This window comes from Paraburkholderia sp. HP33-1 (genome assembly GCF_021390595.1).
Taxonomy (GTDB): Bacteria; Pseudomonadota; Gammaproteobacteria; order Burkholderiales; family Burkholderiaceae; genus Paraburkholderia.
In genome coordinates, this window is sequence record NZ_JAJEJR010000002.1 from 259,938 (window position 1) to 283,213 (window position 23,276).

Annotated in this window: 20 protein-coding genes and 1 tRNA gene; 7 read left to right on the plus strand and 14 right to left on the minus strand. The window is 62.0% G+C overall.

Annotated features, from left to right (window positions below):
- Positions 1-212 precede the first annotated feature (212 nt).
- The 7 genes from L0U81_RS17185 to coxB all read right to left on the minus strand — a co-directional run bounded on the left by L0U81_RS17185 (position 213) and on the right by coxB (position 9,210).
- Entirely contained in the window at positions 213-2,243 is a 2,031-nt protein-coding gene (locus L0U81_RS17185; protein WP_267957024.1) for an arabinofuranosidase catalytic domain-containing protein, read from the minus strand.
- 401 nt (positions 2,244-2,644) lie between these two features.
- Entirely contained in the window at positions 2,645-3,343 is a 699-nt protein-coding gene (locus L0U81_RS17195) for a hypothetical protein (protein WP_233804755.1), read from the minus strand.
- A 20-nt stretch (positions 3,344-3,363) separates the two neighbouring features.
- Complete coding sequence (locus L0U81_RS17200) at positions 3,364-4,134, minus strand: tetratricopeptide repeat protein (RefSeq protein WP_233807796.1); 771 nt, start codon at positions 4,132-4,134, stop codon at positions 3,364-3,366.
- A gap of 155 nt (positions 4,135-4,289) precedes the next feature.
- A complete protein-coding gene (locus L0U81_RS17205; RefSeq protein ID WP_233804756.1) occupies positions 4,290-5,615 on the minus strand; it encodes a ferredoxin reductase family protein in 1,326 nt (441 codons plus the stop codon).
- A 51-nt stretch (positions 5,616-5,666) separates the two neighbouring features.
- A complete protein-coding gene (locus L0U81_RS17210) occupies positions 5,667-6,002 on the minus strand; it encodes a hypothetical protein (protein WP_233804757.1) in 336 nt (111 codons plus the stop codon).
- Entirely contained in the window at positions 5,999-8,536 is a 2,538-nt protein-coding gene (gene ctaD / locus L0U81_RS17215) for a cytochrome c oxidase subunit I (protein WP_233804758.1), read from the minus strand. Before ctaD ends, L0U81_RS17210 begins: the two co-directional genes overlap by 4 nt.
- Positions 8,533-9,210, minus strand: a complete 678-nt coding sequence (gene coxB / locus L0U81_RS17220) for a cytochrome c oxidase subunit II (protein WP_233804759.1) — start codon at positions 9,208-9,210, stop codon at positions 8,533-8,535. The genes ctaD and coxB overlap by 4 nt, the downstream gene beginning before the upstream one ends.
- A 60-nt stretch (positions 9,211-9,270) precedes the next feature.
- Here coxB and L0U81_RS17225 point away from each other — a divergent pair, with 60 nt between their 5' ends.
- On the plus strand, positions 9,271-9,783 hold the full coding sequence (locus L0U81_RS17225; RefSeq protein ID WP_233804760.1) for a DUF2231 domain-containing protein: 513 nt from the start codon (positions 9,271-9,273) through the stop codon (positions 9,781-9,783).
- Here the strand turns inward: L0U81_RS17225 and L0U81_RS17230 are convergent.
- The 3 genes from L0U81_RS17230 to yfcF all read right to left on the minus strand — a co-directional run bounded on the left by L0U81_RS17230 (position 9,747) and on the right by yfcF (position 12,208).
- Positions 9,747-10,259, minus strand: coding sequence for a CopD family protein (locus L0U81_RS17230; protein WP_233804761.1), 513 nt, complete (start codon positions 10,257-10,259; stop codon positions 9,747-9,749). The genes L0U81_RS17225 and L0U81_RS17230 overlap by 37 nt on opposite strands.
- Positions 10,256-10,981 (minus strand): cytochrome c oxidase assembly protein, encoded by a 726-nt coding sequence (locus tag L0U81_RS17235; RefSeq protein WP_233804762.1) that lies wholly within the window; start codon positions 10,979-10,981, stop codon positions 10,256-10,258. The genes L0U81_RS17230 and L0U81_RS17235 overlap by 4 nt, the downstream gene beginning before the upstream one ends.
- A gap of 594 nt (positions 10,982-11,575) precedes the next feature.
- A complete protein-coding gene (gene yfcF / locus L0U81_RS17240; protein WP_233804763.1) occupies positions 11,576-12,208 on the minus strand; it encodes a glutathione transferase in 633 nt (210 codons plus the stop codon).
- A 456-nt stretch (positions 12,209-12,664) separates the two neighbouring features.
- Between yfcF and L0U81_RS17245 the strand changes: the two genes are divergently transcribed.
- Positions 12,665-12,749, plus strand: a tRNA-Leu gene (locus L0U81_RS17245).
- A 226-nt stretch (positions 12,750-12,975) separates the two neighbouring features.
- Positions 12,976-14,532, plus strand: a complete 1,557-nt coding sequence (locus tag L0U81_RS17250) for a methyl-accepting chemotaxis protein (RefSeq protein WP_233804764.1) — start codon at positions 12,976-12,978, stop codon at positions 14,530-14,532.
- A 70-nt stretch (positions 14,533-14,602) separates the two neighbouring features.
- Here the strand turns inward: L0U81_RS17250 and L0U81_RS17255 are convergent, their stop codons facing one another.
- The 3 genes from L0U81_RS17255 to L0U81_RS17265 all read right to left on the minus strand — a co-directional run bounded on the left by L0U81_RS17255 (position 14,603) and on the right by L0U81_RS17265 (position 18,436).
- On the minus strand, positions 14,603-15,622 hold the full coding sequence (locus L0U81_RS17255) for a D-cysteine desulfhydrase family protein (protein ID WP_233804765.1): 1,020 nt from the start codon (positions 15,620-15,622) through the stop codon (positions 14,603-14,605).
- 78 nt (positions 15,623-15,700) lie between these two features.
- Positions 15,701-16,897: an aminotransferase class V-fold PLP-dependent enzyme gene (locus L0U81_RS17260; protein WP_233804766.1), complete on the minus strand. Its 1,197-nt coding sequence runs from the start codon at positions 16,895-16,897 to the stop codon at positions 15,701-15,703.
- A 243-nt stretch (positions 16,898-17,140) separates the two neighbouring features.
- On the minus strand, positions 17,141-18,436 hold the full coding sequence (locus L0U81_RS17265) for an L-fuconate dehydratase (protein WP_233804767.1): 1,296 nt from the start codon (positions 18,434-18,436) through the stop codon (positions 17,141-17,143).
- Between the two features lie 191 nt (positions 18,437-18,627).
- Between L0U81_RS17265 and L0U81_RS17270 the strand changes: the two genes are divergently transcribed.
- The 4 genes from L0U81_RS17270 to L0U81_RS17285 all read left to right on the plus strand — a co-directional run bounded on the left by L0U81_RS17270 (position 18,628) and on the right by L0U81_RS17285 (position 23,111).
- Positions 18,628-19,389, plus strand: coding sequence for a GntR family transcriptional regulator (locus L0U81_RS17270; protein ID WP_233804768.1), 762 nt, complete (start codon positions 18,628-18,630; stop codon positions 19,387-19,389).
- Positions 19,390-19,480: 91 nt separating this feature from the next.
- Positions 19,481-20,998: a sugar ABC transporter ATP-binding protein gene (locus L0U81_RS17275; protein WP_233804769.1), complete on the plus strand. Its 1,518-nt coding sequence runs from the start codon at positions 19,481-19,483 to the stop codon at positions 20,996-20,998.
- Positions 20,999-21,011: 13 nt separating this feature from the next.
- A complete protein-coding gene (locus L0U81_RS17280; protein WP_233804770.1) occupies positions 21,012-22,040 on the plus strand; it encodes an ABC transporter permease in 1,029 nt (342 codons plus the stop codon).
- Between the two features lie 129 nt (positions 22,041-22,169).
- A complete protein-coding gene (locus tag L0U81_RS17285) occupies positions 22,170-23,111 on the plus strand; it encodes an ABC transporter substrate-binding protein (RefSeq protein WP_233804771.1) in 942 nt (313 codons plus the stop codon).
- Here the strand turns inward: L0U81_RS17285 and L0U81_RS17290 are convergent.
- The gene (locus L0U81_RS17290) at positions 23,108-23,245 is read right to left on the minus strand and encodes a hypothetical protein (protein WP_233804772.1); all 138 of its coding nucleotides are present in this window, start codon (positions 23,243-23,245) and stop codon (positions 23,108-23,110) included. The genes L0U81_RS17285 and L0U81_RS17290 overlap by 4 nt on opposite strands.
- Positions 23,246-23,276: the final 31 nt, after the last annotated feature.

Here is a 23,276-nt window from a genome sequence, read left to right on the forward strand (position 1 = left end):
TCGTTGCGGGCGGGGCTTTCTGGCGCATGGCGCTGCGAATGATGTCTAGCGGCGTATGCGTATGCGAGTCTCCACAGGCAGTCCCACGCGGGCATGCGCATGATGATGCTTCGCAATCGTGTGGGACATGAGGGCTTGCTTGGTGAGCGAGTGTGCCTTCAATCGCGCGACGCGTCAACGAATGATCCGTTGCTACGTCGCGCTCATCGTGCTCAGGACTTTGCGCCGCTCAGAATCGCGAGGCTCGGGCAGTAATGCGTTGCGCTCAGATAAGCGGCCTGCTGCGAGCGCACGCCTGCGCTGTTCGACGTGGGCGGATCGATGAACACCTGCGCATTGTTCGATCCTGCCGGAGCCGTCAGCGTCATCGTCACTTTCCACCAGTTGCCGGATTTCACCGCGCTCAGCGCCGTCGCCTGTCCCGCGCCCCACGTACCGCGCACGATCGCGCCGGTATTCGTGTTCAGCACCCAGCCGAACTCGGTGCCGCTCGGATCGTCGGTCTGGATCGAGCCGCCGGGGAACACCGTCGCGTTGGTGGTGGCGAGCACGTAGTCGGTGAACGTGTACGACTGGCCGCCTTGCACGCGGATCACTTCGTGGATGTTCGACACGGACGAACCGTTCGTGCTCGTGACCGTCGCCGCGCCGCGATTCACGCCGGAGGTGTCTGTGGCGGGCACGGCGGTGCCGCCGTTCGATTGCGACCATGCATCGGGCGTGGCGAGACTGAGCGGCGAGTCGATCAGGTTGTTCGCGTAGCAGGTCGACGCGGCCGCGTTGGACGGCGGGCCGTAGAAGCCCGCGATGCTCGATTGGATCGCGTTGTCGGTCGTATGGGACGTTGCCTTCGTGATGATCGCGCCTTCGAAGAACTGAATCGGCGCGGCGCTGCCGTCGCCGCCTTCGCCGAGCGACAGACCACCCTGCCATTGGCCGTTGAACGCATGGCCCGCGTCGTTGCCGAAGTTCAGCGCTTCAGGCGGCGCCTGATCGTATAGCGACGTCAGCACGCTTTGCGAAGCGGCCCCGCCTTTGACCACGAAGAGATTCGAGGCGGTGACGGGCGAGTACTTCGACAGGACCGTGACGAACTTCTCGTTCGCCGGCTGCTGCGGGCCGTACAGATAGACGCCGGCTTCCGCATCGACGCCCGGCCAGTTGGTATCGAGCGCATTGCAGACCGGGTCCTTGACGTTCGACGGCTGGATGGAGTCGCCGTCGCAATAGCCGAACACGGCCGCGTTGCCGTTCGAGAACGCGAGCGCGAACATTTCGCCTTGCACTTCGCCGTGCGAATAGGTGCTGGGATTCGCGCTGTTTTCCATGTTGCCGTAGGTGCCGCAGCAGGTCGACGATTGGCTGTAGTGCGCCCCGGCCACCATGTACTCCGCGATTTCGCTATCGCCGATCGACTGGTTCACCGTGCCGAAGCGATTGCGATAGGCCTGGCCGGCCAACGTGCCGAGCGCCGGAATCTGCACGCCGTTCGTCGTGACGAACGCGAGCGTGGCCGGCGTGCCGGGAAGTGCGGGCAAGTCGTTGCCAATCGTCAGTTGCTGCGTCGGCGCTTGCGTGGTCAATGCAGTCGGTGGTTGCTGCAGTTGCACGGTCAAGGTGCCGGCGGTGCCGGGCAGGGTGATCGTGGCGAAGCCATTGAGGACCGGCACGGTGGTTGTTTTGCCGCCGTTCTGTACGCTCAGTGATTCCGTGCCGTCCTGGTTGAGTGCGAGTGTCGCCGGTACGTTGCCGAATGCGCCGCCCTTCAATGGCGCGACCAGATCGATCTGGTCGTAGATGTAGGTGACGGAGCAGGTCGTGTTGTTGCAGAAGGATTGCGTGCTCTGCACATTCGCGGAGCCGACCAGCGAGCGGTCGCCGCCCTTTAGCGTGCTGTTGGTGTACGGATAGACGTCGAGCGTCGTGTTATCGGACGCGCGTCGGATCTGGAACAGTGGGCCGTTGTAGTTCTTCGTCAGTAGACGGGTCACGCTGTGCGCCGCGGAGCAGGGCGTGTTGGCCGTGGCGGCGGCGTCGCAAGGTAGCGCAATGGTGGTCGCCCCGCTGTTGTCCACCGACGCATTGGAATTCGATTGCGACGCGCTATTGGACACTGCTGAGTTCGAGGTGGCCGCATTCGCAATCGGCGCTGTCGACGCGCCGCTATTGTCGCCATTGCACGCGGCGAGTCCGACGGCCATCACCAGCCAGACCGCCACTAATCCAATTCTTCTGGACATCATGACCTCCTCATGTGGAACCTCTGATCGGGTGGAAATGCTTAGGTGTACGGATAGAGGTAAAGAATCGTTCGGCTCGCCGATAACTCGCGAGGCGGCAGGCCGGGTCGCCGCCAAACGTCGGGCAGGTAATAATATTAGTCAACAATATCGATTTGACGGCTTAGGGTAATCCCGTATGCGGATTCCATGAAAACGAAATATTCGAGCCGTCATAGGGCGTAAGCAATCCGCATAAGCAATGAGCTCTGCCGAATTATTACTAATATAGTGATCGACGCGGCGCGCGCCGCGTCGATCCAGGGCGAGGACGTAAAGCGAGGCGATGGATGGAAATGAAAGTGACGCGCGGCGAATCAGGCGTTCAACCGCGCATGGCATGCGCCGATCGACTTCAACGCAATTCAACCACCGGACAAAACTGAATCCTCGATTTCGTAGCGTTCAGTGCCAACAGAAATCAGATTGATGCCGGCATTCTTGCGGGTGATCGTGTCGCCGGGCATCGGCCGATCGCTCGCGGAAGCAGCGGTGCCGATCACCCGGCCGCTGACGCCGAAGAAGATCGCCCGCGTCGCGCCATCGGGCCAGTAGACCACGACGGTTGTCGACCGATCGCTGTGATGCACGACGCCGAACTTGCACATCGTTCTGGTCTGTCCGTTGCCGCGCTCGCAGGGTAGAGTGCCGCTCGCGCTAATAGGCGACTGCTTCTCCGGCGTGTGGCTCTTCTGCGAACCGGCTAAGCCGCCTTCCGTCGAAATCGAAATCAGCGTCACGCCATCCGCTGCGCCGACGACGCGCGCATGCCGCTCATGCGTGACGATCGCGCGCACGGCGGCGCTATCGCTCGAGCCCGGACAGCCGACCAGCATCGCCATATGGTCGAGATAGTTGACGGTCGCAGCGGACTCGCCGAGCCGCCGGCATGCATCGCCTGCGTGCGGATAGCCATTGCCGAGCACGACGAACGACGCGGGCCATTCGAACTGCTTTTCCGTACCAGCGGCCTGCGCCGAAGCGGAAGCGCCGCCGGCACCGAAAGCAATCGCCGTCATCGTCGCGTGCAGCATCGAAGCAAAACACCGGGTCGCGGGTCGCATCGAGGTTCTCCTCGGCTTGCTTACGTCCGTGCCGCGCCCGACGCCAACGCGGCCTGCGCACGCTGCAGCCACTCGCGATTGTGTTCGTGCGTCTGACGCGGCCAATGTTTGGCATCCTGAACGATTTCCGTATAGAGGGCGCCGGCGCGGCGTCGGTCGGCATCGTCCGGCTGCGCGGCGAGCCACTCGGCGAACAGGCAGCGCGGCGCGACGTCGTTCGCGCAGGTCAGCGCCTGTTCGAATGCCGCGCGTGCGCCGGGCGCGTTCAGCGCGGCCAGCGTGCGCGCATAGAGCAGGGCCGGCTCGCCCTGATTGCGCGCCTGCGGATTGACCGAGAACAGCTTCGCCAAGGTCGCGTCGGCGGCCGTGGAGTCGCCGAGCGCGAACTGCGAGCGCGCGAGACCGAGCAGCAGCGCGGGATCGTTCGCGAACGGGCCGTTCGCCGCGGTCTGGAAGTGTTCGAGCGCTTCGCGTGGATTACCGGCCGCGAGCAATGCTTCGCCGAGCCGCATCCGATGCTGCACGGTCGGCGCACGGTCGAAATTGGCGCGCGCTTCACGCAGCGCGCGATTCGGATCGACGAGTTGGGTAATCGCCTGCGTGGCCACGCGCGCGCCGCGCGTATGGCGCAAGCCCGGCAGATAGATCGCGAAGAAGTACACGACGCTGCCGAGCAGCGGAAAAGCAAACAGAATGAAGAGCCAGTAGATGCCCTGGTTATTGCGCATCGCGTGAACGGCGAAAAAGATCGCAACAAAAACGTGAAGACCAATTCCAAAGAAGTAGGGCATATCCATTCAACCTTCGAGCGAAAAGCGCGCCGCGAGCCCGCTCCTAATGCAGCGAACCGGCCCGCAGATACGCGAACAGAAGCGACAGCGCCACGACGATCACACCGGTCGCGACGACAAGACGATTGGCCAACAGTCGACGCATCGCGATTCTCCTAGACGAAGCTGTAGCGCTCGGAATGGTAGCGGATGCGCGGCACCTTCATTTCGGCGAGCGCCGTTTCGATCGCGTCCATCATCGGGTCCGGGCCGCAGATGAAGTACTCGTGATCGGCAAATTCGGGCGGCAGATGACGCCGGAACATCGCGGCGTCGATGCGCCCGGTTTCGCCGCTCCAGCCTTCGGGCGGGTCCGACAGCACATAGACGATACGCAGATCGAGCCGCGTTTTGTGCGCATCGAGTTCCTCGCGGAACGTCAGCGAGTCCCACGTCTTGCCGCCGTACAGTAGCACGAGTGGACGTTGATCGCCGCGATCGGCGAGCGTGCGGATCATGCTCATCATCGGCGTAATGCCGATGCCGCCCGCGATCAGCACATGCATGTCGGTCGGATGGCCGATCGTGAACGCGCCATAGGGTCCGTCCAGATACACGCGCTGGCCCGCCTCGAGCGTCTTCACCGTGCTCGTGAAATCGCCGAGATTGCGGATCGTCATTTCGACGCGGCCATTCGCGTTCTCGGCGCTCGACGAGAACGAAAACGGATGTCCGGTGATTCTGAATGGGCTGCCCCACACGTTGAGCCAGCCGAACTGGCCAGGCTTGAAGCGAAAGCCCGCGTGGCCGTCGGGCTGCATCACGAGAGTCGTGGTGTCGCCGCGTTCGGCGCGCACTTCCGTGATCCGGTAGGGACGCCTGAGCATGAAGAGCGGCTTGAACAGGCGCACATACAGCAGCAGCGCGATCCAGAAGATCGTCATGCAGATCCACAGGGTGCGCTTGAGCGGATCGGTCAGATAGAAGCCCCAGCCGATCATATGCAGCACGCCGCCGAAGATCGCAACGAGCGCGAGCCCGATATGCGACAGATGCCATAGTTCGTAAGGGATCTTCAGTTGCTTGCGCCATAGCGCGGTGATCACCAGCACGATGACCGCGCCGATCGACAGGAACGCGAACCACGCGCCCCATGGCACGTCGAGCAGCGAATCGGGCATCGCGAGCTTTTCCGAGCGGATCGCGAACAGGATCAGCGGATGCACGACGACGAGGCTGACAGCGAGCAGCGACACACGTCGATGGAAATGGTAGATGACGTCCTCGCCCCATGGCTCGGTCACATGGCGAAAACGCGCGGTGAGGCCGAATTGCAGGCCCATCATCGCGAGGCCGGAGTAGCCGAGCGCCACCGAGAACTCGGTGCCGAAGTTGCTCGCGGGCGGCAGCGTGCCGGCCAGCAGCGCGAACAGCGGCGCGAGAATGAACAGCAGGTAGATGGCCGACCAGATTGCCTTGCGCGCGAGATCTTGAGACTGCATCAGTGCTCCTCCATACCGGCGGGCGGCGGATGGCTCGCGCTCAGTGCACGTTCAGACGCAGGTGGTGAGCAGCAGCGCGGGCCCGAACGTGATCACGGTCGCGGCCAGCGCCGCGATCAGGGTCCAGACAACGACGGTGTGCATGAACGAGCTGATTTGCTCGGGGCCCGGGTCGCGCTTTGCGGCGCGATAGCGCCACAACCAGCCGATCGCGATCAGATGCAGCAGCAGGATGATCGCGAGACTCGTGCGCAGCGGTCCGGCCGGCCACGCGAACGCGCAGCCGATCGCATGCAGCGCATACAGGATCACGAACGCGAGACACCAGATCGTGAAGCCGACGGCGAGCCACCACAACCGCAGTGGCGAAAGCGGACGCGCACTCATGGTCTGGCTCCCAGCATGGCGACAAGGCTCGGCAGCGCAAGCACGAGTCCAAGTGCGATGACGCCCGTCGCAAACGTGTAGTCGAGCCACAGTCGCGTGAGGCGCAGATCGGTCAGGCGTCGCGCGGAAACGAAGCCCGCGCCGACACGCAGCACGTTGCTGATCAGGAACAGCAGCCCGACGCCCGCGTGAACCGCGATATACGTGAGCAGCGCCGCGGCCGTCGCGCCGAGCGCGTGCTCGCGCGGGTTCGGTGTCACACCGTTGATCAGCATCACGCAGGCGGCGAGCGCGACGATCAATGCGATGGCAGTCAGCCCGATCGTGCCGTGCGGTTTGCGCTCCGCCGCGGCGGCGTGCAGCGAGCCATGCGCGGCGGCCGCTGCGACCGCGAGCGCGACGACCGCGATGAGCGCGAACAGGCGGCTCGGATGCGGCGTCACCGCCGCCGGCCAGTTCGGCGCAGCGATCCACAGGTAGAACGTGCCGAAGATCAGCGACGTGAACAGCGTGCCGTTCGCGACGAGCGCGCAGACGAGCGACAGCCACGGCGGCGAGCCGGACACCTCGGTATGCGGCGGCACACTGACGCCGCGCCCGACCGGCAGCGCGCCGTAATCGCGTGCAAGGCCCGCGCTCTGGCCCGCGTAGATGAACAGGCCAAACGTCACGAACGCTAACGCGACCGACAGCAGATAGAACTTGAACAGCATCGCGAGTACCGCCGCACCCGTCACCAATGCGGTGACGAGCGGCAGATAGGTCGAGTTCGGCAGCACGATCAGCTGTTCGGGCTCGCCCGAGGTCATATGCACGCCGAGCGCCTCCTGCCAGCCGTTGCGCGTGAAGCCGAGGTAGCCTTCGCCGCGCGCGAGCGAGGTTGCGAGCTGGCCCGGGGGGACGTTTTCGGTTTCGGCATCGATGTGCGGAATCGACGCGAACGCATAGGGGGTGGGCGGGATCGGGATCGCCCATTCGAGCGTGGTCGAGTCCCATGGATTTCGCTGTACGCGCCGGCCGAATCGCAACTGCACGATGATGTCGATCACGACGAGAGCGAAGCCGATCGTCATCACGAAGCTGCCCACCGACGACAGCAGATTGAGCCAGTTCCAGCCTTCATCGCCGCTATAGGTGAAGACGCGCCGCGGCATGCCGCGCAGGCCGGTCAGGTGCATCATGAAGAACGTCATGTTGAAGCCGATGAACACGAGCCAGAACGCCGGCACCGACAGCTTGTGCACGGCCGTGCGCCCGGTCAGCAGCGGCAGCCAGTAATAGAACGCCGCGAGCATAGGAAACGCGAGCGCGCCGGCCACCACGTAGTGCATGTGCGCGACGACGAAGTAGGTGTCGTGGGCCTGCCAGTCGAACGGCACGATCGCGAGCATCACGCCGGTCAGGCCACCGCACGTGAACACGAAGAAGAAGCCGAAGATATACAGCATCGGTACATCCCAGCGCGGCCGGCCGTGCGACAGCGTGGCGAGCCACGCGAAGAACTGGATCGCGGTGGGCACCGCGACGATCGCCGAGCCCGCCGAGAAGAACGCAAGCGCCAGATGCGGAATGCCCACCGTGAACATGTGGTGCACCCAGATGCCGAAGCTCAGGAACGCGAGGGCGATGATCGCGACGACGATCGTGCGATAGCCGATGAGCCGGCGTCGCGCGAACACCGGGATCATCGTCGACAACACGCCGGCCATCGGCAGGAAGATGATGTACACGTCCGGGTGTCCGAACAGCCAGAACAGATGCTGCCACAGCAGCGGATCGCCGCCGCGTGTCGGATCGAAGAACGGCAGGTTGAACGCGCGCTCCACCTCGAGCAGGATCGAGCCGAGAATCAGCGGCGGAAACGCGACGATCATCATCATCGCGGTCACGAGGATGTACCACGCGAAGATCGGCATGCGGTCGAGCGACATGCCCGGCGCGCGGATCTTCAGGATCGACACGACGATTTCCATCGCGAGCGACAGCGCCGAAATCTCGACGAACGTGATGCCGAGCAGCCAGACGTCGGCGTTCAACCCCGGCGTGTACACGTTGGAGCTGAGCGGCGTGTACATGAACCAGCCGCCGTCGGGCGCGCTGTGCAGAATCAGCGAGACGGTCAGGATCGTGCCGCCGAACAGATAGCACCAGTAGCCGTAGGCGGTCAGGCGCGGAAACGCGAAGTCGCGCGTGCCGAGAATCTTCGGCGTCAGATAAACCGCGAAGCTTTCGACGATCGGGATCGCGAACAGGAACAGCATCATCGATCCATGCATCGTGAAGACCTGGTTATAGGTCTCCACGTCCATGAAGTTCGCATGCGGCGTCGCGAGCTGTACGCGCGTGAGCATGCCGAGAATCCCGGCGATCGCGAAGAACACGAACGACGTGATCATCATGCGCATGCCGAGGATCGTATGGTTGACCGCGGCGAGCTTTTTCAGGCCCGGCCCGCAGTCCCAGATCGCGGCAAGCTGGCGGTGCAGCCGCAGCGCGTTGATGCCCTGTGATGGCGGCTCGACGGGCACACTCATTTCTTCACCTCCCCGTTGGCGGCGGCGCTTTTGACTGCGGCCGGAAAATCTTCCGGACGATCGACGATTACGGTGAAGTGCATCTGCGCGTGTCCGGTGCCGCAAAACTGGTTGCATTGTCCGGCGTACTGGCCGGGCTGATCGGCCTCGATGCGCAGCAGGTTGTGGTGGCCCGGCACCGCGTCGATCTTGCCCCCGAAGCGCGGAATCCAGAAAGCGTGCACGACGTCCATGCTGGTCACGGTGATATCGACCGGCGTACCGGCTGGCAGATGCAGCACGTTCTCGGTTTCGACGTTGCCGAGCTCCGGATAGCGGAAGGTCCAGCGCCATTGCTGCCCGATCGCCTCGATGCGCGCGGGCGCGTGCGCGCGCAGCGGCAGCAGCAATTCGCCCGCGTACAGCGCGTAGCAGATCAGCGGGATCAGGATCACCGCGGGCAGCACGAGACCGCCGAGCACGATCCAGCGCGCGGGCGACACCTGCGAGCCCCAGCCCGGCCGGAAGACTGTCATCAGGAACAGCACGAGCACCATCGCGAACAGGATCGCCGCGCCCGCCAGCATCACCCACCACAGGCCGGCGATCGACGCCGCGGCGGGGCCCGACGGCTCGAGTGTCGAAAGCGGCCCGGCGCAGCCGGACAACGCCGCGAGCGATCCTGCTTGGACCACCCGACGCAAGCGGCTATGATGGTTTGCACCATCCGGCATTTGACGCAAGGGCACACCACTATGGCTAACAAAGGCAATCCTGGAACCGGGACGCGAAGCGAGGTGTTGCTCGAATTGTCGCGGCTCGACAAGGGCTCGGCGGTGGCGCTCGTCGGCCATCCGATTCACGTGATGATGGTGCATTTCCCGATCGCGTTCGTCGTCGCGACGTTGGGCGTCGACGTGATCTACTGGTGGACTGGCGACCCGTTCTGGGTCCGCGCCGGCCTGTGGGCCGCCGGCTTCGCGTTCTGGAGCGGCGTGGCCGCGAGCGTGGTCGGCACAGCCGAGCTGCTGCTCGTGCGTGGCATCCGTCTGAAGGAGGCGAGCTGGTCGCATGCGGTCGCCGCGATGACCCTCGTTGCGCTCGCGGGTGCGAACTGGGGTGTGCGGCTTCTGTACCCCGACCAGATCCTGCCGCATGGGCTTGTTCTGTCGGCGCTCAGCTCCGTGATGACGGGCTTCGCCGGCTGGCATGGAGGCAAGCTCGTGTTCGATCATGGCGTGGGAATTCTCGTTTCGCCGAAGGAGTGATGCAGCCACCGGCCGAGTCCGCCGGGCTCGAACAGATGCGGGACGAACAGGTTCGAGTCGATGTGCGGCTTGGCCAGCACGATCCAGATGATCGCGACGATAACGATCAGATAAGCGACGGTCAGCGCAATCGCCGAGATCCGGCTGAAGCGGCCGTCGGGCAGATAAAGCTCGTGCAGTACGAGACCGGCCAGCACGTGCAGCATCGCCATGATGCCGACGAACACCATCTTCGCGGTGAACCATTCGACGAAGGTGGCTTGCAGAAAGATCAGCACGGTGCCGCTCGCAATCGCAACGAAAGCGGCGGGCGAGGTCAGTTCGACGAACACGAGCCGCGTGATGCGGTGCAGCCGATCGAGCTCGGTGCCGGCCGCGAGCCCGCGACGCTGCCAGAACAGATACGGCAAGACGATCAGGCCGCCCGACCATATCGCGATCGCGGCCAGATGAATGAATTTCAGAAGGGTCGTCACAGCGCGGGCTCTCTGACACGCAGGCTTGACCAGACGAGCGAAAGTCCTGCCGCGAGATACGGGATCATCGCCAGTACCCACATCAATAGTCCGGCGAGTTGCTGGTCGGCGAGCGGGGTGAGCCCCCAAGCGGCGGTGGTCGCGAAGTGCACGACGTAAAGCGGCACCGGCGCGAACACGATCAACGCGCCGAGCAGACCCATATGGCCGATCGTCGCGACGAGCGCGATTAATGCCGGGCCGGTCGGCAGAAGCGGTGAGAAGATGCTGCGCCACATGAGCCAGGCACTGCCAAGCAATGTGAACTGCATCACCCAGTAGCCGGGCACAGTCGATAGTCCCCACGCATACGGCCCCGGCGCATGCCACAGCCAGATGATGACCGCATGCGAGGCGACTACAGGCACGAGCGGCGGATGCACGAGGCGCGGCAGCGGAAACGCGAGCGCGAGCAGCGGCGCGACGGCAGCGATCAGAATGACGTGATGGGTGACGCGTGCGGAAAACAACGCTGACGACAGCGCGCAGAGCGGCGACACGAACACGATAACCATCAGCACGATAGCCACCCATGCCGCCCGTGCATTCGCCGCGCGGCCGCTGGCCACGATCCATGCGAGGGCCGCGAGCGCGAGGAGCAATGGTGGATCCGTATTCCAGCGAAGCCACAAGCTCTCGGGGACAGCCGCGGGACCACAGTAGGCGACGGGAAAATATGGCATGGCGCGATATCTTCAACGAAGTCCAGGTGCTTCTTTAGTACACGCAATAAAACATGCGGCAGAAAACACCTTTGAATTGTCGGAACGGCTCACGATTCAGGTGATCGCTCATGTACTCTAGCCCAAATAAACTGTTTAGGGACAGCTATCTGAACCTTGCAAGTTTTTGCGTGACAGATTGATGGCGGTTTGCCAGTGGCGGCTCCTGCGCGCTGGCTAAAAGCCGGTTAGTAATCGAAACAAGTTTGCAATGGTGCGGTGCAATACATCAGGGTCCATCCTGCCCGACGTAATATGACGAAAGCATGTGACGGAGGTGCGCCGTGTTTCACGATCCCATTCAGATTCCGGCAATGATCGAATTGACATTGCTTGTGATCGTGCTGATTGTTGTCAGCATCGTACGCGCGAGGCGGCAAAGGGAGCGGGCGCGCAATCGCGCAATCGCGGAGCAGGGAAGATCAGATAAAACGCGAATGTAATATTCGCTTTTACTGCATCTTTTAATGCTTCCCTGCTGAGATCTCTTGCGGCTTTTTGCCGTTTCCATCGATGGACTTTCGGCGTGGCGGGCAGCCACCACGCCAGCCGACTTTATAGCGGCGGCCGCTCCAGTTGAACCCATTGCTGCACGCTGGCGCGCTGCCATTGTTGCGTGGCGTATTCCTTCAGCTTGAGCGGAACGGTGTCGCCATTCAGTACAAGGCGATTGAGCATCAATGCGAGGTCCGTATCGGCGATGCACCACTCGCCGAACAGGTTTGGCGAGTGGTCTGGCAACAATGCATCGGCGGCGGCGAAGAGTTTTTGTGCCGCTTCCTCTGCGATGGGGGAAAGGGGGCCACCGCGTGCTCCATAGAAAATGACTTCGGTGGAACGCTCCTGGCGGATCGGCAACAGATCGCTGCGCAACCAGGCCTGCACTTGACGCGCCCGCGCGCGCAGATGCCGATCTCGCGGATAGACCGGCGTCTGCGGAAAAGTCTCTTCGAGGTACTCGGTAATTGCCGACGACTCAGATAGCGCAAAGTCTTCGTGGATCAGTGTCGGCACGCGTCGCGTCAATGACCGGGCCGCGTAGTCGCTCGCGTGATTCGCCTTGCTCGCGAGATCGACGGCCGAAAGGTCGAACGGCAAGCCCTTCTCGCGAAGCGTGACGAAGACGGACATCACGTAGGGGCTCGTGAATTGCGCGTCGGTGTAGAGGTGGAGGGGGTGTTGTGGCATAGGGGCTCCGTTTTCCAAAATCGTCAATGTCGAGAGTGGAATACTAACTGCCCGTCGCGCGTTGTGTGACCCCTCACCAGCGCGGATTCGCCATGTCGCAGGCGAGCAGACAGCCTAGCGCCGACACTGTGCCAACCGCGCCGAGACCAACACCTACGGCAAGGTTCTCCGCCGTCGTCGCGCAACCCTGCAGTATGGATATCGACGTGAGCAGCGATGCGAGAAGGAGACGATGCCGAAGTCGCGAAGAAGATGTGCGTCGTTGTGACATGGTGTGTTAGTCGTGGAGGGCGCTCTTCCAGCGCATGAGCGTACGAGCATAGCGGTCCACCATTTGCTGCATTTCCCGGAGAAGCGGTTGACAAGCGTCAGACCTTACGAACTTTTGCGGGGCGACGAACAAAATCACGAGGGGGCTTCAAAAATTTTTATTTGCTGCTACAATTGCGGCCCTCTGCCCAGGTGGCGAAATTGGTAGACGCACTATCTTGAGGGGGTAGCGCCGAAAGGCGTGTGGGTTCAAATCCCGCCCTGGGCACCAAAATTTGTTCCGGCACCTTTCCGCTGGAATCCTGAAACCCGCGTTGGCGTTAGGCCGCGCGGGTTTTTTCGTTCTCGGGCGGTCCCGTCAAGCGTAGGAGCGCCGTGGCCGGGTCGCCGAGTGCCTCCTTGATCTGGATCAGTCGATGTGATGCTTCCCGCTCAAGATGCAGAAAACATAGCCGTTAATGAAGTGACCGTACAACTTCTGAAATCGACGGCGGGTTATGCGCAACATTACGGTTCGAAGCAGTCTCCTTTGCGTCCTCGTGGTCTTCGCGACGATGATCCTGTTTGGCGGCATCGTAGGCGTGTTTGCGCTGGGGCGCGCGAACGCGAGCGCGCAACGTCTGCATGTCATCGCGGCACAGGAAATTCTTTCGAACGATGCCTATAAGGACACTGCGCGCACACGGGCTGCACTGTCGCGTGCCTATTCGGCGCTGAAGGAACGCAATGATGCGGCCGCGCGCGATATCGCGTTGCAGAGCGCCGCCAAGACGCTTGGACTTGCCGAGCAGGAGACCGAAGCATTCCGCAACGCGCCGCATTTCGATGGCCAGGACGATGCCCTGAAGCAGCAACTGGTCGAGTCGTCGAACGCACTCGTCAAACTGCTCCATAGCGCGTCGGACGCGCTGCGTAACAACGACATACCCACTTTCGCGACGATCAACGATCGCGACGTCACGTTGGCGGGTCAGGTCTTTTCCGCGAACCTGGAGAAATTCCAGCGCACGTCGAACAGCATGTCGAACGACGCGATTGCGAGCGGCAACACCGAATACAACTGGGTCGTTACGATGGTTGTAGTGGGCGTGAGCGTCGCGCTCGCGCTGATCGTCGTCACGTATCTCGTGCTGCGCGCATTCGTGACGCGTCCGCTCGACGAAGCCGCAAAACTGCTCGATCGGATTGCGTCGAACGACCTGACGGTGCGCATTCCCGAAGCGGGCAGCAACGAAATCGGTCAGTTGTTCGGCTCGATGAGCCGGATGCGGACGGGTCTGTCGCGCACCGTGTCGAGCGTGCGCGAAAGCTGTGAGGCGATTTACGGCGGTGCGCAGGAGATCGCAGCAGGCAACCTGGATCTGTCGAGCCGGACCGAACAGCAATCGGCGTCGCTCGAAGAAACGGCGGCCAGCATGGAAGAACTGACGTCGACGGTCAAACAGAATGCCGAAAACGCGGTTCAAGCCAGCAAGCTCGCATCGAATGCCGCCGACGTCGCGCAACGCGGCGGCGATGTGGTCCAGCGTGCAGTACAGACGATGACCGCGATTCAGACCAGTTCGCACAAGATTGCCGAGATCACCGGCATGATCGACAGCATCGCGTTCCAGACCAATATTCTCGCGTTGAACGCGGCTGTCGAATCGGCGCGTGCGGGCGAGCAGGGTCGCGGCTTCGCCGTGGTCGCGGGCGAAGTCCGGACGCTCGCGCAACGGAGTGCGGGCGCGGCGCGCGAGATCAAGGAGTTGATCGGTGCATCGGTCGAGGATGTGCGCAACGGCAGTGAACTGGTCGGGCAGGCGGGCGCCACGATGAGCGAAATCGTCGGCGCGGTGCGCAGCGTCGCGGCCATCATGTCTGAGATCACATCGGCGACGGTCGAACAGAGTTCGGGGATCGAGCAGGTCGGTCTCGCCGTCAGCCAGATGGATCAGATGACGCAGCAGAATGCAGCGCTCGTCGAGGAAGCGGCTGCGGCTGCGGGTGCGCTCGAACACCAGGCGCAGTCGATGAAGGAAGCGGTTGCGGTGTTTCGCGTGGCGCGGGTTTGATCGGCGCGAATCACGGGCGCAATTGATCGAAGCGAGCGACAGGCGCGATCGAAAGCCGGAACTCGATCGCTCAGAACTCGTTCCGATAGGCAAATAGCCCAGGAAGCCCGCCGCTCATCACAAACAGAATCTTCTGTCCGGCCGGATACTTCCCGGTGCTCACGTTTTCGACCAGCCCCGCGAATGCTTTGCCGCTATACACGGGATCGAGCAACAGACCTTCTGTCGATGCCATCAGACGAACCGCCGCGCGCATGCTATCGGTGGGGATACCGTAGCCGGGTCCGAGCTGCGCTTCGTCGATCGAGATGGCGTCATCACTCACGCTCAGGTTTGGGTCGATCAGTTGCGCCGTCTGAACCGCTTTATCTAAAGTAACCGTGCGCGCATGGCCGGCATTCCCATATACCGTGAAAGCGGCAATCCGCGACGGATCCAATCCCAGCGCGACAAAACCCGCGACCAGCCCCGCATGCATCCCGCCGCTTCCGTTCGGCACCACGATGCGATCGAATTCCAGCCCATGCGCGTGCGATTGAGCGACGATTTCAGCGGCGCAGTCCGCATAACCGAGGCAACCAGTCGGACTCGATCCGCCCAACGGACACACATAGACATTACGGCCCTGTGCGCGCAACTCGTTCGCGCGTTCTTCGGCGAATTGCAGCGCGTTGGCCGTGCCGGGAAGATCGTGCACGCGTGCATCGAATAGCGCATCGAGCAGCACGTTGCCGTTCTCCATATAGTCGTGGTCGGAGCGTGGCACGGTCCTCGTCAGCACCAGCTCGCATTGAAGTCCGACGCGCGCCGCCGCCGCCGCCGTCAGGCGCGCGTGATTCGATTGACGCGCGCCGACGGTAATGATCGTGTCCGCGCCACGCGCGAGTGCTTCGCCAATCAGGAACTCAAGCTTGCGCAACTTGTTGCCGCCGCCGCCCAGCCCGGTCAGATCTTCGCGTTTGACATAGACGTCCGCGCCGCCAAGGCGGGCACTCAGACGCGCAAGGTGCTGAATGGGCGTCGCACCTTCGAGCAGCGTGCGGCGCGGAAACTTAGATAAATCGAGGCGGGGCGATGAGGCCGGGTTCATGGTCGTATGCGGGCGATTGAGTTGAAAAAGACGCGCGTATTCATTTGCCTGACGCAATGTTCTCTTCGAATTGAGTGCTCAGTGCGTCAACGTTCGTATCCCAGCCAGTAATTTATCAATTTCGGCGTCGCTGGTCAGATAGCTGACCGACGCGCGCGCGATCTGTGTCAGCCCTCGGCTCGTCATATCGAATGGCGTGTAGGCGACGCCATTCGAGCCGATCGTGATGCCTTGCGCCGCCAGCGCGCGTCGCACGGAAAGTGCATCCATTCCGGTGACGTTGAACGACACAAGCCCGGATCGTTCGATACCCTGGTCGAGTACGGACACACCTGGCATCACGGCCAATTGCTCGCGCAATGTCTGCGCGATCCGATCGATCTGCGCGCGGATGTTATCGATGCCGATCTCCAGTGCCTCGTGCAATGCGTTCGCCAAGCCGCAATGCAGCGCCAGCGATGCTTCCGACGATTCGAAACGCGCGGCATCATCACGCAGAACTGGTTCGCCGTTGGCGTCGAGGGGCGCGGAATACGTGTCGACGAAGGCCGGCATCAGGCGGGGCAGAAAGTCTTGCCTGATGAACAACAACCCGGTGCCGCGCGGTCCGCGCAATGCCTTGCGCCCCGCGCCTGCAAGCACGTCGCAGCCGAGTTCGATCACGTCGACCGGAAGCTGTCCGACGGCCTGCGCAGCGTCGATGAAGTATGGAATACCGTGACGGCGTGCTATCTGACCGATTGCGGCTGCCGGATTGATCAGTCCGCCGTTCGCAGGCAGCCACGTCAGCGCGATCAGCCGGACCCGGTCGTCGAGCATCGCTTCGAGCGCGCGAGGATCGACCCTGCCGCTGGCGTCGGACGGAATGACCTCGATCGACGTGCCCGCGCGCTGCGCCAGATGACGCATCGTCGCGAGATTGCCGCCCCATTCGTGCCGAGCAACGAGAATGCGTTGTCCCGCGTGCCACGGACCCAGTGCCGCGAAAGCTGCGCCCCAGCCAGGCGAGTTACCCGTCGTCAACGCGATCTCGGTGGGCTGCGCGTTAAGCAGTTGCGCGGCGAGCGTGCGTGCGCGCTCGGTGTGTTCTCTACCGGCCGCGCCGGCTTCCATTGGCCCGATCGACGCTTCGCGGGACAGATGAGCGTGGATTGCGTCCAGCGTGGCAGCGGATGGCAGCGACCCGCCGGCATGATTGAAGTGCGTCGTGGTACGAACGCCTGGCGTGCGAGCGCGTAACGCTTCAACGGTGGCGGGCGACAGCGGAAAAGACATGACGGCTCCGGGATATGAGTTGATCGACGCATGAGCCAAGCTAATGCGTTCACACCAACGAGTCCTGTCGCGCCGTTTGCATCATCCATGAGCAGAATGCGGTCGCGGCGGCTTCGAAGGCGCGCAGAGAGAGGAGCGAAGGTAAGGGACGGGTGGAACGCATCGAATCGAGCGATAACAGCATGAATGAAGTCTGCCGTTATACGCCCGAAGCGACGCAAATAGAACCCTTACCATCCAGCTTCATTCCTGCCACGCCTCCCCTTCCGGAAACCAGTACCTATCCAATGACCCCTCCAGCATCTCGATGCTATACCCGGCTCTTTGCGGCGGCATATAACGCCCATTGCGAATCACGACGGGATCCACGAAATGCTCGTGCAAATGATCGACGTATTCGAGCACGCGATTCTCCAGCGACGCCGACACACAGATATAGTCGAACAGAGAAATATGCTGCACGTACTCGCACAAACCGACGCCGCCGGCATGTGGGCACACCGGCACACCGAACTTCGCGGCCATCAGCAGCACGACGATCACTTCGTTCAGTCCGCCGAGCCGGCAACTGTCGATCTGGCAAAAGTCGATTGCGTCGGCCTGCAGCAGCTGCTTGAACATCACGCGATTGTGGCAATGCTCGCCGGTTGCAACCCCGATCGGGCTGAGCCGCCGGCGAATCGCCGCATGACCGAGGATGTCGTCGGGACTCGTGGGTTCCTCGATCCACCACGGGTCGAACTCGGCGAGGCGGCGCATGTTCGCGATCGCTTCATCGACGTCCCACACCTGGTTCGCGTCCATCATCAGCTTCAGATTCTCGCCGATCTCTTCACGCAGAATGCGCGCGCGCCGCACGTCTTCTTCCAGATCGCCGCCGACCTTCTGCTTGAAATGCGTCCACCCCTGCGCGACACCTTCGCGCGCCAGGCGGCGAATCTTGTCGTCGTCGTAACCGAGCCAGCCCGCGGATGTCGTATAGGCCGGATAGCCGTTCGCGAGCATTTCCTGTTCGCGCTCGCCTTTGGTTTTGGCATGCCGGTGCAGCATCGCGAGTGCTTCCTGCGGCGTGATCGCATCGGTCACGTAGCGAAAGTCGAGGCAGCGCACGAGTTCTTCTGGACTCATGTCGACCAGCAGTTTCCAGACCGGCTTGCCGACGGCTTTCGCCCACAGGTCCCACACTGCATTGACGACCGCCGCGGTGGCCAGATGGATCGCGCCTTTGTCCGGTCCGATCCAGCGTAGTTGGCTATCCGAAGTAAATGAGCGCCAGAAAGCGCCCATATTCGCGGCGATATCTTCGAGCTTTCTGCCGACGATCAACGGCGTGAGTGCATTCACGGCCGTCACGCAGATTTCGTTGCCGCGCCCAATCGTAAACGTGAGGCCGTGGCCGGTGAGATTCGGCGTGTCGGTTTCGAGTGTGACGTAAGTGGCGGAGTAGTCCGGCGCGGCATTCATCGCGTCGGAGCCGTCCAGCGAACGTGAGGTGGGAAACCGGATGTCCCTAACGGACAGCCTTGTGATCGTAGTCATCTGAGCACCCTCCGGGGCAATGGCTATCGGCTTGTGGTCTGCAAGCGCAGACGGATCGGTTTCGTGCGCACGTTTTCTGTGTGCGCTTTCCTGCTGCGCGTACGGGTAAGCCCGCAGTTCCCAGATACCAGGCATCCCTAGGCATTGCCAGGCATTTGTACGCGTTGACAACACGGCATTCACTTTCTAGCATGCTAGCATGTCTTCCCGAAATCAAGGCCTCCGTGAATTCCTCAGCCGAACTGGAGAATGCCGCTGACAATCCTTATGTCGCACTGCAAAAGATTCGCGGCGGCGAGCGCGGTAGCTTGACCGACGCGGTTGAGGCGGCGTTGCGGGAAGCGATTGTTACGTTGGCGTTGGAACCCGGCCTGATGATCGACAAGATGGCCGTGTGCGAACGGATGGGCGTGTCGCGCTTTCCGGTGTCGTCCGCGTTGGCGAGGCTTGCGCATGCGGGTCTCGTGGAGGTTTTGCCGCAGCGCGGCACGCGCGTCAAACCGATCGCGCTCGACGACATCCGCCAGCATCTGTTCATTCGCAGCGCGCTGGAAGTCGAGACGGTGCGCGGCGTGGCGCTGATGCACGACCGGGCGACGCTCGATGCATTGGCCAGCAATCTCGACCAGCAGCGCATTCTGGCTGGAAGTGGCGAACGTCTGGCGTTTCACGCGCTCGATCTGGCTTTTCATGAAATTCTGCTCGACGCGGTGAAGCTGCCGCGCGTGAAGGAAATCGTCGCGGTATCGCGCAATGCGCTGGACCGCGCGAGGCAATTGCTTGCAAGTCCAGAACGGCTCGTGCATACGCTGGAAGAGCACGAGAGCATCTTCAAGGCCCTTTGCGCCGGCGACGGCGATGCGGCCGCGAAAGCGATGCACGATCATCTCGACCAGGTGGTCACAGAATTGCACCGCTCCGCGAAAGCGAGGCCGGATCTGTTCGAGCCTTGAATGAAAGCTGTTATGAAAGCCGTTGTTCAAGTCGTAAAGACCACCATTGTCAAGGCGTTGGTGATATAGGCAGCCGTCGGCAGATCAGCACATGAACTCACTCATTTCCGTCAACAGGCTTTGCAAGAGCTTTCCGGGCGTAAGAGCGCTTCATGACGTCCGCTTCGACCTCGTGGCCGGCGAAGTCCATGCGCTGATGGGCGAGAACGGCGCGGGCAAATCAACGCTGATGAAAATTCTCGCCGGCGTCTATACGCGCGATTCCGGCGAAATCTTCTTCGACGGCAAGCCCGTCGATTTTCAAAGTCCGCGCGACGCGCAGGCGGTCGGCATCGGCATCATTCATCAGGAACTGCAACTGATGAATCACCTGAGCGTCGCGCAGAACATCTTTATCGGCCGCGAGCCGCGCAAGGGTCTCGGTCTCTTTCTTGACGAAGATAAACTGAATGCGCAGGCTCGCGAGATCCTCGCCCGCATGCACGTGAATCTCGATCCGCGCACGATGGTCGGCACGTTGACGGTGGCGAGTCAGCAGATGGTCGAGATCGCGAAAGCGCTATCTTTCGATTCGCGCGTGCTGATCATGGACGAGCCCACGTCCGCGCTCAATGAAGCCGAAATCGCCGAGTTGTTCCGGATCATCCGGCAATTGAAAGAGCGCGGCGTCGGCGTCGTCTATATCTCGCACAAGATGGACGAGTTGAAGCAGATCACCGATCGCGTCACGGTGATGCGCGACGGCGAATACGTGGCCACCGTGCCGACCGAGGGCACCAGCGTCCAGACGATCATCGGCATGATGGTCGGACGCACGCTAAGCGATATCACGCCCGTCGAGAGCGCGCCGGAGAAAGGGGAACTCGCGCTCGAAGTGAGAAATCTCGTCGCGGGTCCGCTCGTGCGAGATGTGAGTTTCGAATTGCGCAAGGGCGAAATACTCGGCTTCGCCGGCTTGATGGGCGCGGGCCGCACGGAGGTCGCGCGCGCGGTGTTCGGTGCAGATCCGGTCGAATCGGGCGAGATTCTCGTGAAGGGCATGAGGGTGTCGATCAAAAAGCCGAGCGATGCGGTCAAGCGTGGCATCGGCTACCTCTCCGAAGATCGCAAGCGCTTCGGTCTCGCTACTGGCATGGATGTCGAATCGAACATCGTCATGTCTGATCTCGGCAAGTTCCTGTCATTCAATATGTTCCTGCGCAGCGGGCAGATTCGCAAAAGAGCGCAGCACTTCATCAAGCTGCTCGCGATTCGCACGCCGTCCGCGACGCAGCAGGTGCGGCTTCTCTCGGGCGGCAACCAGCAGAAGATCGTGATTGCGAAATGGCTCGAGCGCGACTGCGATGTGCTGTTCTTCGACGAACCGACACGCGGCATCGACGTCGGCGCGAAGAGCGAAATCTACAAGCTGCTGCGCTCGCTGGCGTCGCAAGGCAAGGCGATCGTGATGATCTCGTCCGAGCTGCCGGAAGTCCTGCGCATGAGCGACCGCATCGTCGTGATGTGCGAAGGCCGCATCACCGGCGAGCTTTCCGCCAGCGAAGCGACGCAGGAGCGCATCATGCATCTCGCGACGCAGCGCGAAACCCTGAAAACGGCGCAAACCTGAAGAGGTCTACGACATGACATTGCAAACGGATACCGCGACGCTGGATAGCGAAAGGCGCACTTCCGGCCTGAAAGCGCGCATCTTCGCGCCGACCGCGGTGCAAAAGCTGCTCGCGTTCACGAGCCTGATCCTGCTGCTGGTTTTCTTCAGCTTCGCGTCGCCGGCATTCATGCAGATGGACAACATCCTCGGCATTCTGCAAGCGACTGCGGTGAACGGCGTGCTGGCTATCGCCGCCACCTTCGTGATCATTACCGGCGGCATCGATCTGTCGGTCGGCACGTTGATGACGTTTACGGCCGTCATTTGCGGGGTGTTTCTTACCTACTGGCATTTGCCGATGTGGACCGGCGTACTCGCGGCACTCGCGACCGGCGCGGTGTGCGGCACGGTATCGGGCACGTTGACCGCGAAAATGAAGATCCCGCCGTTCATCGCGACGCTCGGCATGATGATGCTGCTCAAAGGGTTGTCGCTCGTGGTGTCGGCGGACAAGCCGATCTATTTCACCGATACCGAGAACTTCTACCGTATCTCTCAGGACTCGCTGATCGGCTATTTCCTGCCGAGCGTGCCTATTCCGAATGCGGTGCTGATCCTGTTCTTTCTTGCGATCGTCAGTTCTATTACGCTCAATCGCACCGCACTCGGCCGCTATACGTTTGCGCTCGGCAGCAATGAGGAAGCGGTGCGGCTCTCGGGCGTCAATGTCGATCGCTGGAAGATCGCGATTTACGGCGTGGGCGGCTCGATCTGCGGCATCGCGGGCCTGCTGATCGCGTCGCGCCTAAATTCAGCGCAACCGGCGCTCGGCCAGGGCTACGAGCTCGAAGCGATCGCGGCGGTCGTGATCGGCGGCACGTCATTGAGCGGCGGATCGGGCACGATCCTCGGTACCATCATCGGCGCTTTCATCATGAGCGTGCTGACCAACGGACTGCGCATCATGTCGGTCGCGCAGGAGTGGCAGATCGTCGTGACGGGGCTGATCATCATTCTGGCGGTGTATGCGGACATCCTGCGGCGCAGCCGGAGAAGTTGACGCGGGAGCAAGGAAGCAACGCAAAAGCAGGGAAAGCAGCAAACGCAGAAGCAGGAGAGAGAGGGGCACGCGAAGGCTCCCTCGAAAGCTCGATAGCGGCTTGTTAGCCCATCCATTGGAGGAGGCCCCATGTTTAAGAGAAGACTAATCGGTATCGTGGTTGGTGTCGGTGCGCTCGTCGGCGGAAGTTGTCTCGCGTATGCGGACGAGCCGTATATTCCGCTGATTTCGAAGGGCTTCCAGCATCAGTTCTGGCAGGCCGTCAAATCGGGCGCCGAGCAGTCCGCGCAAGCGAACAGCGTCAGGATCACGTTCGAGGGACCGGAAACGGAAGCGATGGTCGACAAGCAGATCGACATGCTGTCGGCCGCGCTCGCGAAGAAACCGCAGGCGCTTGGTATTGCTGCGCTCGACAGCAAGGCAGCCATTCCCTTGCTCAAGCGCGCCCAGAACGACAAGATTCCCGTGATCGCATTCGACTCGGGCGTCGACAGCGACATTCCGTTGACCACCTGCGCGACGGACAACCTCGCCGCCGCCGCGCTCGCCGCCGACAAGATGGCCCAACTGATCGGCAATTCCGGCGAAGTCGCCGTGATCGTGCACGACCAGACTAGCCGCACCGGGATTGATCGCCGCGACGGATTCGTCAATCAGATGAAGTCGAAGCATCCGAGCGTCAAGATCGTGTCCGTGCAATATGGCGCCGGCGATCACCTGAAGTCCGCGGAAATCGCCAAGGCAATGATCCAGGCGAATCCGAACCTGAAAGGCATCTTCGGCGCGAACGAAGGTTCGGCGGAAGGCGCAGCGATCGGCGTCAAGGAATCGGGCAAGAAGCTTGTGCTGATCGGCTTCGACTCCGGCAAGGAACAGAAGGAGAACATCATGTCGGGCCTGATGGCCGGCGCGATTACGCAGAATCCGGTCGGTATCGGCAAATGCGTGGTCGACTCGGCGGTCAAGGCGCTGCATGGCGAGAAGCTGCCGAAGAAGGTCGATACCGGTTTCTACTGGTACGACAAGACCAATATCAACGATCCGAAGATCGCAGCGGTGCTGTACGACTAAGCGAAGCTGACGATCACGCCTCGGCAAGCCGGGGCAGCCGCAATCATCAGGGAGGAAGAGCCACGCTCTTCCTCTTTTTTATTGTCCGGCCGCAGCGTCGGAATCACGCGCAAAGTCATTTCACGCCATTGCATGAATTAATCTGATATTTTACGGGAGTGTAAT

Bases quoted from the DNA above. Each gene is read 5' to 3' on its own strand.
- L0U81_RS17280 (WP_233804770.1), top strand. From the start codon at position 21,012: ATGACATTGCAAACGGATACCGCGACGCTGGATAGCGAAAGGCGCACT.
- ctaD (WP_233804758.1), bottom strand. From the start codon at position 8,536: ATGAGTGTGCCCGTCGAGCCGCCATCACAGGGCATCAACGCGCTGCGG.
- L0U81_RS17260 (WP_233804766.1), bottom strand. From the start codon at position 16,897: ATGTCTTTTCCGCTGTCGCCCGCCACCGTTGAAGCGTTACGCGCTCGC.
- L0U81_RS17235 (WP_233804762.1), bottom strand. From the start codon at position 10,981: ATGCCATATTTTCCCGTCGCCTACTGTGGTCCCGCGGCTGTCCCCGAG.
- L0U81_RS17205 (WP_233804756.1), bottom strand. From the start codon at position 5,615: ATGCAGTCTCAAGATCTCGCGCGCAAGGCAATCTGGTCGGCCATCTAC.
- L0U81_RS17210 (WP_233804757.1), bottom strand. From the start codon at position 6,002: ATGAGTGCGCGTCCGCTTTCGCCACTGCGGTTGTGGTGGCTCGCCGTC.
- L0U81_RS17185 (WP_267957024.1), bottom strand. From the start codon at position 2,243: ATGATGTCCAGAAGAATTGGATTAGTGGCGGTCTGGCTGGTGATGGCC.
- L0U81_RS17255 (WP_233804765.1), bottom strand. From the start codon at position 15,622: ATGAACCCGGCCTCATCGCCCCGCCTCGATTTATCTAAGTTTCCGCGC.
- yfcF (WP_233804763.1), bottom strand. From the start codon at position 12,208: ATGCCACAACACCCCCTCCACCTCTACACCGACGCGCAATTCACGAGC.
- L0U81_RS17275 (WP_233804769.1), top strand. From the start codon at position 19,481: ATGAACTCACTCATTTCCGTCAACAGGCTTTGCAAGAGCTTTCCGGGC.
- L0U81_RS17270 (WP_233804768.1), top strand. From the start codon at position 18,628: ATGCTAGCATGTCTTCCCGAAATCAAGGCCTCCGTGAATTCCTCAGCC.
- L0U81_RS17200 (WP_233807796.1), bottom strand. From the start codon at position 4,134: ATGCCCTACTTCTTTGGAATTGGTCTTCACGTTTTTGTTGCGATCTTT.
- L0U81_RS17250 (WP_233804764.1), top strand. From the start codon at position 12,976: ATGCGCAACATTACGGTTCGAAGCAGTCTCCTTTGCGTCCTCGTGGTC.
- L0U81_RS17265 (WP_233804767.1), bottom strand. From the start codon at position 18,436: ATGACTACGATCACAAGGCTGTCCGTTAGGGACATCCGGTTTCCCACC.
- L0U81_RS17290 (WP_233804772.1), bottom strand. From the start codon at position 23,245: ATGCAATGGCGTGAAATGACTTTGCGCGTGATTCCGACGCTGCGGCCG.
- L0U81_RS17285 (WP_233804771.1), top strand. From the start codon at position 22,170: ATGTTTAAGAGAAGACTAATCGGTATCGTGGTTGGTGTCGGTGCGCTC.
- L0U81_RS17225 (WP_233804760.1), top strand. From the start codon at position 9,271: ATGGCTAACAAAGGCAATCCTGGAACCGGGACGCGAAGCGAGGTGTTG.
- L0U81_RS17195 (WP_233804755.1), bottom strand. From the start codon at position 3,343: ATGCGACCCGCGACCCGGTGTTTTGCTTCGATGCTGCACGCGACGATG.